Raw genomic sequence first — 14,549 nt, forward strand, 5'->3', positions numbered from 1 at the left:
GATCTCGATACGCGGTTATTTTACCGGTAACATGATCTGACTCAGCAGAGTTGAAAATTTTTTCGTTTTAAAGCCCCGACCGGATTCACCGGCGGGGCTTTTTTCATTACACTGGCTGAAGCGATTTTGCCTTAGTGGTGCGGGGGAGAAGTGATAAACCGGCAGAGCCGCTTTATCTTATGCTTCGCACCAGCCGCCTGACGGCGACACAGATAATGAGGACCCTTTATGAACCCGACAATGTTACGCGTAACAAATCGCATTATCGAGCGCTCGCGCCCGACCCGGGAAGCCTACCTGGCCCGCATAGAACAGGCGAAGAGCGGCACTGTCCGGCGCTCGCAGCTGGCCTGCGGCAATCTGGCGCATGGTTTCGCGGCCTGTCAGCCGGGAGATAAAGCCTCACTGAAAAGCATGTTGCATAACGATATCGCCATTATCACCGCATACAACGACATGCTGTCGGCGCATCAGCCCTATGAAAACTACCCTGATAAAATCCGCAAGGCGCTGCATGAAGTGGGCGCAGTAGGGCAGGTGGCCGGCGGCGTTCCGGCGATGTGCGATGGCGTGACTCAGGGGCAGGACGGTATGGAGCTATCGCTACTGAGCCGTGAAGTGATCGCCATGTCTGCGGCGGTGGGGCTGTCGCACAATATGTTCGACGGCGCGTTGTTCCTTGGGGTTTGCGACAAGATCGTTCCCGGACTGGTGATGGCCGCGCTCTCTTTTGGCCATCTGCCATCGATTCTGATTCCCTCTGGCCCGATGGCCAGTGGCCTGCCAAACAAAGAAAAAGTGCGTATTCGTCAGCTGTATGCCGAAGGTAAAGTGGATCGCATGGCGCTGCTGGAAGCCGAAGCCGCCTCCTACCATGCGCCCGGCACCTGTACCTTCTACGGTACGGCGAACACCAACCAGATGGTGGTGGAATTTATGGGTATGCAGTTACCAGGCTCTTCCTTTATTCAGCCGGATGCGCCGCTGCGCGACGCGCTGACCGCGGCGGCGGCTCAGCAGGTGACCCGAATGACCGGCAACGGTAACGACTGGATGCCGCTCGGTAAGATGATCGACGAAAAAGTGGTGGTTAACGGCATCGTAGCGCTGCTGGCAACCGGCGGCTCCACCAACCACACCATGCATCTGGTCGCGATGGCGCGCGCTGCCGGTATTATCATCAACTGGGACGATTTCTCTGAGCTTTCCGATGTGGTACCGCTGCTGGCACGTCTGTATCCCAATGGCCCGGCGGACATCAATCACTTCCAGGCGGCGGGCGGCGTACCGGTGCTGATGCGCGAACTGCTGAAGGGCGGTCTGCTACACGAAGAGGTCAACACTGTAGCGGGCCGCGGGCTCAAACACTACCTCATGGAGCCGTGGCTGAATAACGGCAAACTGGACTGGCGCGAAGGCGCGGATGGCCCGCTGGATCCTGAGGTTATCGCCACCTTCGATAACCCCTTCTCCCACCACGGTGGTACCAAAGTGCTGAGTGGCAACCTCGGTCGCGCCGTAATGAAGACTTCCGCAGTGCCGCTGGAAAATCAGGTGATTGAAGCGCCAGCTGTAATTTTTGAAAGCCAGCACGATGTGGTGCCGGCCTTCGAAGCCGGCAAACTGGATCGCGACTGTGTAGTGGTGGTGCGCCATCAGGGGCCGAAAGCGAACGGAATGCCAGAATTACATAAACTCATGCCGCCACTTGGTGTATTATTGGACCGCGGTTTCAAAATCGCGCTGGTGACCGACGGACGCCTGTCCGGCGCCTCAGGAAAGGTTCCTTCCGCCATTCACGTAACGCCGGAAGCCTGGGATGGCGGAGTGCTGGCGAAGGTTCGCGAGGGCGATATGATTCGGGTCAACGGCCAGACTGGCGAGCTCCGGCTACTGGTGGATGATAACGAACTGGCCGAACGCCCCCCTGAGCACCCGGATCTCAGCGCCATGCGCATCGGTACCGGGCGCGAACTGTTTGGCGCGCTGCGTGAAAAACTGTCCGGTGCCGAGCAGGGGGCTACCTGTATTACTTTTTAAATCCCGCACGTTGCGGGGTAGAAAGATTAACCTTCACGGGAGAGATTCTCTGATGAATAACTGGAAAACGAGTGCGGAACAGATCCTGAAGAGCGGTCCGGTTGTACCGGTCATCGTGGTCAAAAAGCTGGAGCATGCGGTACCGATGGCCAAAGCGCTGGTCGAAGGCGGGGTTCGCGTTCTGGAAGTGACCCTGCGTACTGAGTGTGCGCTGGAAGCTATCCGTCTGATTGCGAAGGAAGTTCCGGAAGCCATCGTGGGTGCGGGCACGGTCATCAACCCACAGCAGCTGGCGGACGTTACCGCCGCTGGCGCGCAGTTCGCCATCAGCCCGGGCCTGACCGAGCCGCTGCTGAAGGCTGCCACCGAAGGTACGATTCCGTTGATTCCTGGCATCAGCACCGTTTCTGAACTGATGCTGGGCATGGACTACGGTCTGCGTGAGTTTAAATTCTTCCCGGCTGAAGCTAACGGCGGCGTGAAGGCGCTGCAGGCTATCGCGGGGCCGTTCTCTCAGGTGCGTTTCTGCCCGACTGGCGGTATCTCGCCGGCTAACTACCGCGACTATCTGGCGCTGCCGAGCGTGCTGTGCATCGGCGGCTCCTGGCTGGTGCCGGGCGATGCCCTGGAGTCTGGCGACTACGCGTGTATTACCCGGATTGCGCGTGAAGCCGTGGAAGGCGCGAAGCAGTAATCTTCTGGCCCTCTCCATCCGGGGAGGGCCGCTTAACTTACTTCCCCTGAACCACTACCGCATCTGCAGCCGTTCTGGCCCGGTTGACTGCGTCTTCCGTGGATTTTCCGCTCGCCAGCGCCACGCCAAGGCGGCGGGTTCCCGCGATTTCCGGTTTGCCGAACAGGCGCAGCTGTAATCCGGCGCCGCAGGCGTTTTCCACGCCGCTGAAACGCAGATCCTGACTGGTCAGCTCCGGTAAAATGACCGCAGAGGCTGACGGGCCGTATTGACGAATCGCACCAACCGGAAGGCCGAGGAAGGCGCGAACGTGTAGAGCGAACTCCGACAGATCCTGAGAAATCAGAGTGACCATGCCGGTATCGTGGGGACGGGGCGACACTTCACTGAAAATGACCTCATCGCCGCAAACAAACAGCTCAACGCCGAACAGCCCATAGCCGCCAAGTGCGGTCACCACCTTACCTGCCACGTCACGGGCCCGCGCCAGCGCCTGATCGCTCATACGCTGGGGCTGCCAGGATTCGCGGTAGTCGCCGTCCTGCTGGCGATGGCCGATGGGGTCGCAAAAGTGCAGACCATCCACGGCATTGATGGTCAGCAGGGTGATTTCAAAATCGAAGTCGACCACGCCTTCGACAATCACCCGGCCTTTGCCCGCCCGGCCGCCCTGTTGAGCATATTGCCAGGCCTGTTCAATCTGGTCGACGCTGCGGATCAGGCTTTGCCCTTTACCGGAAGAGCTCATTACCGGCTTAATGATGCAGGGCAGGCCTGTCTCTTCAACCGCCTGACGAAAACCCGCCATGTCGTCGGCGAAGCGGTAGCGGGAAGTGGGCAGCCCCAGTGTTTCGGCTGCCAGGCGGCGGATGCCTTCACGATTCATGGTGAGCTGCGTGGCGCGGGCACAGGGCACCACATGGGCGCCGGCGCTTTCCAGCTCCACCAGGGCATCGGTAGCTATGGCTTCAATTTCCGGTACGATAAAGTCAGGGCGCTCTCTGGCCACCAGCGCTTTTATGCGAGCGCCGTCAAGCATATCGACGACATAGCTGCGGTGCGCTACGTGCATGGCGGGTGCATCGGCATAGCGATCGACGGCAATGACCTCAAGCCCCAGACGCTGGCACTCAATGGCCACCTCTTTCCCCAGCTCGCCAGCGCCCAGCAGCATAACGCGCGTTGCAGAAGGGCGTAACGCGGTACCCAGTACAGACATAGTGATTTCCCCGGTCAAAAAACGCAGCAACAGCCACGAAAACGTTTGCGTTGGCGACGTAGTTTAGCCAAAACGTCGGTTCTGGTATACTGATTAAAAATCCAGTATATCCGGGGTAAACCGATGGCGGTTGAAACTAAATACGTTGTTGTACGCAAAGGTGAGGAGAAAATGTCTTTTGCCAGCAAGAAGGAGGCCGATTCCTGGGACAAAATGTTAGATCTGGCAGAGTCGCTGGGGGACTGGCTGGAAGAGGGGCCTGTCGCGCTGGAGGAGTCTCAACGCGAAGCGCTGGGGTTATGGCTGGCAGAGCATAAAGAGACGCTTTCTACCCTGATTAAGACCGGTAAGCGGCCTCAATCAAAGGCGACTGCCGTGGCGGAAAAAGAAGAAAAAGCCGCACCCAAAGCGCGCGCGAAGAGCAAAGCGGCCTGAGTGTCGCCCCTTCGATAAGAACGGCCCTGCGGGGCCGTTTTGCTTTTTTTGCGTTTCCCGACATTTCCTGATGCTGGGTCACTTACCCTGCAAGGTGCATGAATAGATCAACACTGGAGCAGGAGGATGGGTATGGCTAACTGGTTAAATCAACTGCAGTCTATGCTGGGGCAAGGCAGTGCAGAACAGCCGGAGCAGGGCCTGAGCAGGCTGCTGGTTCCGGGGGCTTTGGGCGGTCTGGCAGGACTGCTGGTCGCCAGTAAGTCATCGCGCAAACTGTTGACCAAATACGGCGGCAGCGCGCTGCTGGTCGGCGGCGGCGCGGTGGCGGGCAGCGTACTGTGGAATAAGTACAAGCAGCGTATGCGAGAAACTCAGCGGTTGCAGCAACAGCCATCGCAGTCTGCACTGATGAACCAGACCTCGGCGCTGGATGAGCGTGCCGAACGTCTGGTGTTGGCGCTGGTCTTCGCTGCAAAAAGCGATGGCCATATCGATGATAAAGAGCGCCAGATAATCGAACAGCAGCTTCAGGAAGCGGGGATTGAACAGGAGGGGCGCGCGCTGGTGCAACGCGCCATCGAACAGCCTCTCGATCCCCAGCGTCTGGCTCAGGGGGTACGCAGCGAAGAAGAGGCGCTGGAGCTCTATTTCCTGAGCTGCGCCGCTATCGATATCGACCACTTTATGGAGCGCAGCTACCTTAGCGCGCTGGGCGATGCGTTGCAGATTCCCCAGGACGTACGCGACGGCATCGAACAGGATATTCAGTCTCAGAAGCGCCAGCTTACTGAATGATCTTCCCTTCCAGGTTTTCCGGTCATTGTGACGCAGCCAGAAGGATAACCGGGATAACTTGCAAGAAGGGCGGATAATGCACACCCTTACAGGTGTGCATTATCCGGAAATAAGAAGAACAACCATGCCCCCAAAAGCGAAAAAACTGCCGTACGCCATTACCGCTCACGGCGAAACCCGTGTTGATAGCTACTACTGGTTGCGCGATGATTCCCGCAGCGCGCCTGATGTCCTTGGCTATCTGCGTCAGGAAAACGAGTATGGCCGTCAGATCATGGCCTCCCAGCGTGCGCTTCAGGAGCGGCTACTGAAAGAGATGGTCGGGCGCATGCCGGGTCGTGATGCTTCGGCACCGTGGGTGAAAAATGGTTATCGTTACCGCTATATCTATGAAGAGGGTAATGAGTATGCCTGCTGGCAACGCCAGCCGGTGCAGGCCGACGAACAGGAGCCCTGGCAGGTCTTGCTGGACGCCAATGAGCGCGCCGCCCACAGCGAGTTTTACACTCTGGGGGGGATGAATGTGGCGCCCGATAACCGGACGATGGCTATCGCGGAGGATTATCTGTCGCGTCGCCAGTATGGTCTGCGGTTGCGAAATCTGGACAGCGGTAACTGGTACCCGGAGGTGCTGGAGAACGTTTCGCCGGACTTCGTCTGGGCCAACGACTCACGCACCCTTTATTATGTCCGTAAACATCCTAAGACCCTACATCCCTGGCAGGTGTGGCGTCACACTGTCGGCAGCCCCTGCCGGGACGATGAGCTAATTTTCGAAGAGCCGGACGAGGCATTTTACGTTGGCGTGCATAAGAGTTCATCACAGAATTATGTGCTGATTGATCTGAGCAGCGCCACCACCAGTGAGGTGTGGCTACTGGATGCCAATGACGGGCGACCGCGCCCTGAATGCTTTCTGGCGCGACGCCATCATCATGAGTACACGCTGGATCACTACCAGGATGAGTTCTGGGTACGATCGAACCGGGCGGGTAAAAATTTTGGTCTGTGGCGCGCAGCTTCGGGGGAAGAGTCCGACTGGCAGACGGTGATCCCTGCCCGGCAGAGCATCATGCTGGAGGGCTTTACCCTGTTTCGCGACTGGCTGGTGGTGGAAGAGCGTCAGCGCGGTCTGACCAGCCTGCGCCGCATTCACCGTCGCAGCGGTGAGGAGACTGGCATCGCCTTTGACGATCCGGCTTATGTCACCTGGATAGCCCTGAATCCGGAGCCGGAAACCGCCTGGCTGCGCTATGGTTATTCCTCAATGACCACGCCGGATACCCTGTTCGAGTTGAATATGGATAGTGGAGAGCGGCGGATCCTTAAGCAGACGCCGGTGCCCGGTTTTGATGCCGATAATTATCGCAGCGAACATCTGTGGGTACAGGCCCGGGATGGCACTGAAGTTCCGGTGTCTCTGGTGTATCACCGTCGTCATTTCCGGCGTGGCCACAACCCGCTGTTGGTATATGGCTATGGCGCCTACGGCAGCAGCATTGAGGCTGATTTTAGCCCCAGCCGTTTGAGTCTGCTGGATCGCGGTTTCGTCTACGCCATTGCGCACGTGCGTGGCGGCGGAGAGCTGGGCCAGCAGTGGTATGACGATGGTAAACTGCTGAACAAAATGAACAGTTTTACCGACTACCTGGACGTTTGTGACGCTCTGCTGGCGAAAGGCTACGGCGATCCGCAGCGCCTTTTTGCCATGGGAGGCAGCGCAGGCGGGCTACTGATGGGGGCGGTAGTCAACCTTCGCCCGGAACTGTTTCGCGGCGTGGTGGCGCAGGTGCCTTTTGTGGATGTGCTGACCACGATGCTCGATCAATCTATCCCCCTGACCACCGGCGAATTTGAAGAGTGGGGTAATCCGCAGGAGGAGGATTATTACCGCTATATCAAGTCTTACAGCCCTTATGATAATGTGGCCCCTCAGGCCTATCCTCATATGCTGGTTACGACAGGGCTGCATGATTCCCAGGTTCAGTACTGGGAACCGGCTAAATGGGTGGCGAAGCTGCGGGAAATGAAGCGCGACGATACGCTGCTGCTGCTGTGTACCGACATGGACTCCGGCCACGGGGGCAAGTCGGGGCGTTACAAGTCCTGGGAAGGGGTGGCGCTGGAGTACGCCTTTATTATCGCCCTGGCCCAGGAAACGCTGCCGGGGCGGATGCTATAGTCTCAGGCTTCATCGAGCCAGTGTCGCAGGGTCAGACGCAACGCTGGCGACATCTGCTTAAGGTTGCCAGCCATCCAGCGCAGATAGCCGGGATCGCGCTCGGCGATATCCGCAAAAGACTGGCCGCGGTATTTGCCGAACGGCAGGCTTTCCAGCAATGCGGGGCGACCGGTAATGGTGACCATTTGTTCCGGCGTCCATCCGCTATCTTCTATAATACGCAGCAGCAGGGCCGCGGTGATATAACAGTCATACAGCGCGCGGTGGTGGTGGAGATCCGCAGGCGTTTCCACATGCAGCTTCAGGGATTTGTAGAGCCCCATATTACTGTATCGAATACCCGGCCACAGACGGCGGGCAAGGCGCTGGGTACAGATCCATTCGCCGGACATTTCTGGTAGCACCCGCTGGTCGAAGCTGGCGTTGTGGGCCACATACCAGGGGCTGCCCTGATAGCGGGGAATCACCTCTTCAATCCAGGGCTTATCAGCGACCATCGCTTCGGTAATATGGTGAATGGCCATTGCCTGGGGGCTGATGGGGCGGTCGGGGCGTACCAGATTGCTCATGGGATTGACCATTTTTCCGTCGATGATATCGATGGAGGCCACCTCGACCACGCCGCCGTGCAGGTCACAGGTTTCTGTATCAATAATGCGTAGCATCAGTCTCTCCGCCAGCTGAATGGCGTTAGCGTACAGGAACCACTTCTCCCTGCCAACCCTGGGGCGCGCGCCGTCCGATAACCAGTAGTTCCTGCTGTTCCGCTCGCACCACCAGTTGTCCGCGTTCGTCCCAGAAGGCGCTGCGCCCCAGACTGTAGCCGCCGTTGCGCTGTTCTATCTTATTAGCCATGAGCACTGCCATGCCGTACTTATGGGCCCAGCGCTGAAGGTACATCACATCATGTTGCCAGCTGGCCTCGGAAACGAAACCGCCGGTAGCGTAAAGATGGGCTCCCAGCCCGGCGGCGCTGCGCGGCAGCGCCTCTTCATGACAGGGCGTATTCACCGCCAGCGCGAAACTGCGCTCACCATTGCCGAGCACCGGCATTTCCGGACAGGGGGTAAACCAGTCTCCGGCTTCGGCATGAGGTTTACGGCAGGAGATCTGGCTGCCATCGGGCATAAAACCTAAGGCGCCAGCGGAAAATCCATGAGGATCCCGATGGGGCAGCCCTACTACAATCGTCATGCGATGATGAATCGCGGCCTGTAGCAGAGATTGAAGCAACGGGGAGTCGGGAGGCAGAGCGGGGCCGTCGGCGCACAGCAGCGAATCTTCAGGGAAGATCAGCAGATCGACGCATTCGCGTGCGGCATGACTGATGAAGGTAAGATGGTGATGAATATTCTCTTCCACGCCGCCTGGACGGGCGGCGTACTGCGCGGCGGCAACATTCCACAGGGGCATTGTTTCTCCCTTCCTTTATTGCTAACCAGGTGGCCTGACTGGTCGCTATTCCTTTGAGGTCAGAGGTCTCTGTTATACAGAAAAATCTTAACAAAGGCACTGTAAGGAAATGTCACCGGAATGAAATTATTTCGATTTTGGCTCATATGGCAGTCGGGAAAGGTTTACCGATGCCAGCCGATGGGCAATTAATCTTTCCCGGAACCATTCACGCAGAGGTTCCGGCTGTTCTCTCTCCACGGCCTCGGCGATGACCGGCATATTGTAACGCTCTTTAAAGGCGACGCCTGCCGCGGCCAGATCGACGTTAACTTTGTCCATCTCCTCCTGGGGGAGCTGTGCGAGATTGTTGTTCATCGTGGTCTCCATTTATCGTCAGCCAGAAGGTACTGCCTGGCGCACGCGATGACAAGTCTTTCTGAGGGGAGCGCACCCGGCGCGCTGGATTTGGCGAAACACGGCGGTTATCCTTTGGGCCACATCCATAAACAAAAGGAATGACCGGAATGGCCTTGTCCTACAAACGACTCGCCTCTCTGTTTCTGGCTGCCTCTCTGACGCCTTCTCTGGCGCAGGCCCACGCCCACCTTCAACGGCAGCAGCCCGCAGAGGGGAGCGTGGCGACGGTGCAAACCAAAACGCTGACGCTGACCTTTTCCGAAGGGGTGGAGCCGGCTTTCAGCGGCGTTACCCTGATTGGCCCGCAGCGGCAGAAGGTCGCTACCGGAGCCGTTGGCCTGGCGCCTGGTAACGATCGTCAGTTGATTGTACCGCTCAATGCCGAACTGACCCCAGGAAGCTATCAGGTAGACTGGCATGTGGTGTCGGTGGACAGCCACAAAACTCAGGGTAGTTATCATTTTAGCGTGAGGTAAAATGCTGCACCTGCTTGTGGTTGCGATGCGCTTTGGCCACGATCTGGCGTTGATGTTGCTGATGGGGTCGGCTATCTGCAGCGTATTGCTCAGCGCTGGTAGTTTTGCAATGGCCGTGACCCGCCGGCTGTCGCGTCTGTGGCGCGTCGCCGCGCTGTTGAATATCCTGAGCGCGCTGCTGTTGTTCGCGCTACAGGGAGGAATGATGGGGCAGGGATGGGGCGATGTGCTTAACCCTGACATCTGGCGCGCGCTGACTGGCACCCGCTTTGGCGCGGCGTGGATATGGCAGATTCTGCTGGCGTTGGTTATTGGCGCAGTGACGCTACTGCAACCGCCACGTCGCTCGCCGCTATTGCTCAGTCTGGCGGCGTTGCAGCTGGCGTTACTGGCTGGCACCGGTCATGCGGTGATGCACGAAGGAGTTGCCGGTACCCTGCACCGCGCTAACCATAGCGTTCATCTGTTTGCCGCCGCCTGGTGGGTGGGGGGGCTGGCGCCGCTGCTGGTCTGTATGCGAATGGCGGCCAGGCCGCGCTGGCGTCAGTCGGCAATAGCGGCCATGATGCGCTTTTCGCGCTATGGTCACCTGGCGGTGGCGCTGGTTATTACCACAGGGATAATCAATAGCCTGGCGATTCTGGGCTGGCGCTGGCCATGGCACAGCGACTATGTCGGGCTGTTGCTGGTCAAGATGAGCCTGGTGCTCGTGATGGTGGTCATTGCGCTGATTAATCGCTATCTTCTGGTGCCGCGTTTCGCACAAAGCGCCGGTGTGGCGCAGCGGCGTTTTATTATACTGACCCGGGCGGAAATGGGGCTGGCGCTGGCTGTGCTGCTGTGTGTGAGTCTGTTTTCCAGCCTGGAGCCTTTTTAACTGAATGATATTTGAGTGCCGATGAAAAAAATCGCAATAACCCTGCTGCTGTTCGCTGCCTCTGGCGCGGCGCTGGCCGCGCCTAAGGTGATAACCGTCAGTCGTTTTGAAATGGGCAAAGATAAGTGGGCGTTTAACCGTGAAGAGGTAATGCTGACCTGTCGTACCGGCGACGCTCTGTTTGTGATCAATCCCAGCACCCTGATGCAGTATCCGCTGAATGAGGTCGCCAAAGAGCAGGTAGCCAGCGGTAAAAGCAGCGGCCAGCCTCTGGAAACCATCATGATTGACGACCCTGAGCATCCGGGGCAGAAGATGAGCCTGGAGCCTTTCATCGATCGAGCGCAAAAACTGTGTAATTGACTGAGCGAAAATAAAAAAAACGCCATCACCGGGTTCGGTATGGCGTTTTTTTTATTGAGACGGGTAGCCGCAGCGCCGGTTTTTTCGCCCGGAAAAGGTTGCCGGACTGGAAAACCTGCGACTCTCATCTATTCTTTAAAGGGCAAGGCGACTTAGCCTGCATTAATGCCAACTTTTAGCGCACGGCTCTCTCCCAAGAGCCATTTCCCTGGACCGAATACAGGAATCGTATTCGGTCTTTTTTTATCTGTTTTTATAGCGCCTGCCCTGACTGGGGCGATGACGACGCGTGCCCGCATCGCTCCGGATCTTTTCTGTTCTAACATGGTTAATGATTCATTTACAAGTTGCTGACAGAATTTTTTTGTCGGGTGTGATGGCTGCAAAAGATGAACATAAACGAATTATTCCTGTCGGAAAATCCGGATAACATGTTGTGGCGCTTATCATACTGATGACTGAGACCGGCAATGGTTTCTACCAGATCCGGGAGCCGAACGCCGCTATCTGACAGACATCGTAAGTCGGTGCTGGTTATCTCCTTTCAGTCTTGCCAGCGGAGAGTTCGCCGCCGCCGCGTGCTTTTATTTTGGCTAACAATTTTGTGTCAGTCATAATCTGGCCGATATTCTTACAACAGGAAGAGCAATAATGTGGATTTTGTTGGCCTCGGCGCTGTTGGCGTTGCGCTTTTATCTGCCCCTGGCGCTGATTCTGCTGACGGGGGCCGTGGTCTGGGGAGCGAGTAGCGGCGTTGTGCAGCCTGCAGGCATTGTGGCGCTTGTTGTTATGGCGCTGCTGGGGGCTGCTGCTATGACGTGGCGAGAGAGGCGTTCTGTCAGGATAATCCTTGAGGCTGTGCTGGTGGTTGCAGCGGCGGCGCTGATGCTACACCTGATCCCCGGTTTTAGTAATCCCAAAGTTCTTGATGGCATTTATGCCGGGCCGCGCAGCGCCGCATTTTCGATGTATTTTAATTTTGATAAGGCACTGGTGCCGTTTTTGCTGTTGTGCTGCCTGCCAACGCTATTTGTGGCGCAGCCGTTAAAACGAGTGGCTTTCTGGCAGTGGCTGCTGCTGGTACTGGCCGTACCGGCTCTGTTGCTGGTCGCGGTGGCGTTGGGTGGGCTGGGGCTGGAATTACATCAGGGGGAGTGGGTGTTGCCTTTCGCTTTTGCGAATCTGTTTTTTGTTTCGCTGGCGGAAGAGGCGCTGTTTCGCGGCTGGCTGCTGCAGCGGCTGTGTGGCGTAATGGCAGCGCCGCCGGCACTGCTGTTAAGCGCGGTGATTTTTGGCCTGATGCATGCTGCGGGCGGCATGCTGTTGGTAGTTTTCGCCGCCCTTGCTGGCGTGCTGTACGGTCTGGCCTGGCTGTGGAGCGGCAGGTTATGGGTAGCGGCGGTGTTGCACTTTGCGCTTAATCTGTGCCATGCCCTGTTCTTTACCTATCCCGTGCTGCGGCACGGTAGCTGATACAAAAAGGCCGGCGTGAAAGACGCCGGCCCGCTATTCGCTATGAACGAGAGGGGCTTTCCCGGGCCCAGACCTCCGGCTCACGCCGACCAGTGTCAAAACGCGCCATCCGCACTTCCCGTTCCGGTTCCAGAGCCTCCTGACGCTGAGCTGCCAGGCTCAGGGCGAACCAGGTGCTGGAAAACAGGCACAGGGTATAGCCTACCAGTTCCGTACCTTCCTCGATCGCCGTTTTCACCACGTTAAGGTAGCCATCCTGTAGCAGGCCGTCCCACAATTCGGTCATGCCGAACAGGCGAGAGAACACCAGAATCACGACCATGCCAGAAGTGGTATGGGCGAAACTGGGGTGGCGAATAAAGGCAAGCAGGCCGGGTTGCACGGAAGCGTGCCAGTTGGTGGCAAGGATCAGGAAAAAACCGGTGGAGGCCAGGGCGAACCAGAACCAGGCACCGTGATGCAGCATATCGAAAAAGTAATCCAGCTCGCGAATTAGCATTGCGGCGTAGAAACCGGCAACCAGCAGCAGGCCGCCGCGCATACCGGGCGATCGGACAGCGCAAAATACGAAGATCGCCACGTTGGCCAGCAGGATAACCTCCTGGGAGATCTCGGTGAGCGAAATCTCTTTTACCAGATTGTGAAGCCATAGCACATCAATAAATAAAAAGCTGGTACTCAGCGCGACACAGGCCGCCAGAGCCAGAAAAATGACAAACTGCTTTAGTATGGGGGATTGATTCAGGGACACGTCGCACCTCTTAGAAAACAACAGGTGCAACATAAAGATTAATGCCGTAGGGGGATTGGCATAACTTGCTTAATTTTACCTTAAGATAAACCTTATGTGCGGTTTAGGAAAAATCGTGGAAACTTTATCCGCTGGCTGCTGATCATTTCACCACTGCCGGACGCTATACTTAGTGCAGGAGGCTCTCTGTGTATCAGCGAATCGATGGCGTCGCCTGGCATCGTATCTGGCTGGTCGGCGATTTACACGGTTGTCTGCATCAACTGGCGCAGGCGTTACGGGCCAGGCGCTTTAACCCCTGGCAGGATTTGCTAATCTCGGTGGGCGATCTTATCGATCGCGGGCCGGACAGCGCCGGTTGCCTGGCGTTGCTGGATAAACCCTGGTTCAGGGCAGTGCGTGGTAATCATGAGGAGATGGCGCTGGATGCCCTGGAAGCCCATGATACGCTGTTATGGACGATGAACGGCGGCGACTGGCTGACCCGACTTGCCGGCCAGCCTCGCCGGGAGGCTATAGAACGCCTGCGACGCTGCGCCCGACTGCCGTTTATCATTGAATTGCATGCTGCCGGAAAGGTGCAGGTGATAGCTCATGCTGATTATCCCTGCTCTCACTATGCCTGGCGGCAGCAGGTTGACGCCCGCCGTACGGTATGGAGCCGCGAGCGGCTGAACCGCCATCTGGAGGGCAGGGGAGGCGCCATCACCGGAGCGGACGAATTCTGGTTTGGTCATACTCCGTTGCAGGAGGCGAGAACCTTTTTTAATCAGCATTACATTGACACCGGCGCGGTGTTTGGTAATAAACTCACGCTGGTGCAGCTCCAGTAGCCGTCAGAAGTCGCTGTATTGTTGCGCGGGCAGCCAGAAGCCGTCGATAAAATCCTCCACCGGATAGCAGCCGCCGTGACGAATCTTTTGATTATCCATCGCCACTTCACACTGCTGTTCGGTATTAAAAAGCTCTACGACAATATCGTCGCATCCTCCATCCAGATAACAGACAAATAAAACCAGAGCGAACATGCCATCCCCGCCAGAATCAGCGTTGCGTTTTAAGATTATTGTAGGGGATTATTGGGAAATGCGTTGTTCTCAAAACAACCCGCCCTTACGGCGGGTTCATGGGTTCAGGCCAGATGCATGACCCAGGAGTCGGTACTGCGGTCGTAATGTTTACGGTAAAGGACGGAGTTTTCGCCGTTTAGCAGCGCCGGAATGCTGGTTTCTTCATCCCAGGCATCGAGCTGCATACACAGGTCAGGATCAGATTTGCAGGGGATGCTCAGGGTACGATCCCCCTGTTCTCCTCCATGTATTTCGGCATCATCAATCTCGAATGCGCCGATTCGAACGCTGGTTTTTGCCATAGAACGATTCCCGATCGTAATAAGTAAGTGCCGCATTGCCTGTACGGCTTAAAAACC

General features: G+C 57.2%; 17 protein-coding genes. 10 read left to right on the forward strand and 7 right to left on the reverse strand.

The features are described from left to right. The first annotated feature begins 228 nt into the window (after positions 1-228). Both edd and V3W49_RS02690 read left to right on the forward strand, forming a co-directional pair. Complete coding sequence (gene edd / locus V3W49_RS02685) at positions 229-2,040, forward strand: phosphogluconate dehydratase (RefSeq protein WP_500143522.1); 1,812 nt, start codon at positions 229-231, stop codon at positions 2,038-2,040. A gap of 52 nt (positions 2,041-2,092) precedes the next feature. Next, on the forward strand, positions 2,093-2,734 hold the full coding sequence (locus V3W49_RS02690) for a bifunctional 4-hydroxy-2-oxoglutarate aldolase/2-dehydro-3-deoxy-phosphogluconate aldolase (protein WP_500143523.1): 642 nt from the start codon (positions 2,093-2,095) through the stop codon (positions 2,732-2,734). Positions 2,735-2,771: 37 nt separating this feature from the next. On the opposite strand, the gene purT is transcribed toward V3W49_RS02690, so the two are convergent. Next, complete coding sequence (gene purT / locus V3W49_RS02695; protein ID WP_500143525.1) at positions 2,772-3,953, reverse strand: formate-dependent phosphoribosylglycinamide formyltransferase; 1,182 nt, start codon at positions 3,951-3,953, stop codon at positions 2,772-2,774. 123 nt (positions 3,954-4,076) lie between these two features. On the opposite strand from purT, the gene V3W49_RS02700 reads away from it, so the two are divergent. The 3 genes from V3W49_RS02700 (at position 4,077) to V3W49_RS02710 (ending at position 7,368) form a co-directional block, all read left to right on the forward strand. Continuing rightward, positions 4,077-4,388, forward strand: a complete 312-nt coding sequence (locus V3W49_RS02700) for a YebG family protein (RefSeq protein WP_500143526.1) — start codon at positions 4,077-4,079, stop codon at positions 4,386-4,388. A 132-nt stretch (positions 4,389-4,520) separates the two neighbouring features. Continuing rightward, entirely contained in the window at positions 4,521-5,186 is a 666-nt protein-coding gene (locus tag V3W49_RS02705; protein ID WP_500143528.1) for a tellurite resistance TerB family protein, read from the forward strand. A 124-nt stretch (positions 5,187-5,310) separates the two neighbouring features. Next, complete coding sequence (locus tag V3W49_RS02710) at positions 5,311-7,368, forward strand: prolyl oligopeptidase family serine peptidase (RefSeq protein WP_500143529.1); 2,058 nt, start codon at positions 5,311-5,313, stop codon at positions 7,366-7,368. A gap of 2 nt (positions 7,369-7,370) precedes the next feature. On the opposite strand, the gene exoX is transcribed toward V3W49_RS02710, so the two are convergent. The 3 genes from exoX to V3W49_RS02725 all read right to left on the reverse strand — a co-directional run bounded on the left by exoX (position 7,371) and on the right by V3W49_RS02725 (position 9,138). Further along, positions 7,371-8,033 (reverse strand): exodeoxyribonuclease X, encoded by a 663-nt coding sequence (gene exoX / locus V3W49_RS02715; protein WP_500143531.1) that lies wholly within the window; start codon positions 8,031-8,033, stop codon positions 7,371-7,373. Positions 8,034-8,058: 25 nt separating this feature from the next. Further along, positions 8,059-8,781, reverse strand: a complete 723-nt coding sequence (locus V3W49_RS02720) for a carbon-nitrogen hydrolase family protein (RefSeq protein WP_500143532.1) — start codon at positions 8,779-8,781, stop codon at positions 8,059-8,061. A gap of 126 nt (positions 8,782-8,907) precedes the next feature. Further along, on the reverse strand, positions 8,908-9,138 hold the full coding sequence (locus V3W49_RS02725) for a DNA polymerase III subunit theta (RefSeq protein WP_138097978.1): 231 nt from the start codon (positions 9,136-9,138) through the stop codon (positions 8,908-8,910). Positions 9,139-9,287: 149 nt separating this feature from the next. Here V3W49_RS02725 and yobA point away from each other — a divergent pair, with 149 nt between their 5' ends. The 4 genes from yobA (at position 9,288) to V3W49_RS02745 (ending at position 12,369) form a co-directional block, all read left to right on the forward strand. Continuing rightward, positions 9,288-9,656: a CopC domain-containing protein YobA gene (yobA, locus tag V3W49_RS02730; RefSeq protein ID WP_500143533.1), complete on the forward strand. Its 369-nt coding sequence runs from the start codon at positions 9,288-9,290 to the stop codon at positions 9,654-9,656. 1 nt (position 9,657) lies between these two features. Further along, positions 9,658-10,533 carry a copper homeostasis membrane protein CopD gene (copD, locus tag V3W49_RS02735; RefSeq protein WP_500143535.1) on the forward strand — a complete coding sequence of 292 codons (876 nt, stop codon included), beginning with the start codon at positions 9,658-9,660 and terminating at the stop codon, positions 10,531-10,533. 21 nt (positions 10,534-10,554) lie between these two features. Further along, positions 10,555-10,896 (forward strand): YebY family protein, encoded by a 342-nt coding sequence (locus V3W49_RS02740; RefSeq protein WP_500143537.1) that lies wholly within the window; start codon positions 10,555-10,557, stop codon positions 10,894-10,896. A gap of 651 nt (positions 10,897-11,547) precedes the next feature. Then, a complete protein-coding gene (locus V3W49_RS02745) occupies positions 11,548-12,369 on the forward strand; it encodes a CPBP family intramembrane glutamic endopeptidase (RefSeq protein ID WP_500143538.1) in 822 nt (273 codons plus the stop codon). A 40-nt stretch (positions 12,370-12,409) separates the two neighbouring features. On the opposite strand, the gene V3W49_RS02750 is transcribed toward V3W49_RS02745, so the two are convergent. Further along, complete coding sequence (locus V3W49_RS02750) at positions 12,410-13,120, reverse strand: hypothetical protein (RefSeq protein WP_500143539.1); 711 nt, start codon at positions 13,118-13,120, stop codon at positions 12,410-12,412. Positions 13,121-13,308: 188 nt separating this feature from the next. On the opposite strand from V3W49_RS02750, the gene V3W49_RS02755 reads away from it, so the two are divergent. Beyond that, entirely contained in the window at positions 13,309-13,953 is a 645-nt protein-coding gene (locus V3W49_RS02755) for a metallophosphoesterase (protein ID WP_500143541.1), read from the forward strand. Positions 13,954-13,956: 3 nt separating this feature from the next. On the opposite strand, the gene V3W49_RS02760 is transcribed toward V3W49_RS02755, so the two are convergent. Both V3W49_RS02760 and V3W49_RS02765 read right to left on the reverse strand, forming a co-directional pair. After that, entirely contained in the window at positions 13,957-14,148 is a 192-nt protein-coding gene (locus V3W49_RS02760) for a YdfD/YebW family protein (protein ID WP_500143543.1), read from the reverse strand. 104 nt (positions 14,149-14,252) lie between these two features. Beyond that, on the reverse strand, positions 14,253-14,492 hold the full coding sequence (locus tag V3W49_RS02765; protein WP_500143544.1) for a YebV family protein: 240 nt from the start codon (positions 14,490-14,492) through the stop codon (positions 14,253-14,255). Positions 14,493-14,549 lie beyond the last annotated feature (57 nt).

The sequence above is a fragment of the Rosenbergiella sp. YN46 genome (assembly GCF_036620675.1).
GTDB lineage: Bacteria > Pseudomonadota > Gammaproteobacteria > Enterobacterales > Enterobacteriaceae > Jejubacter.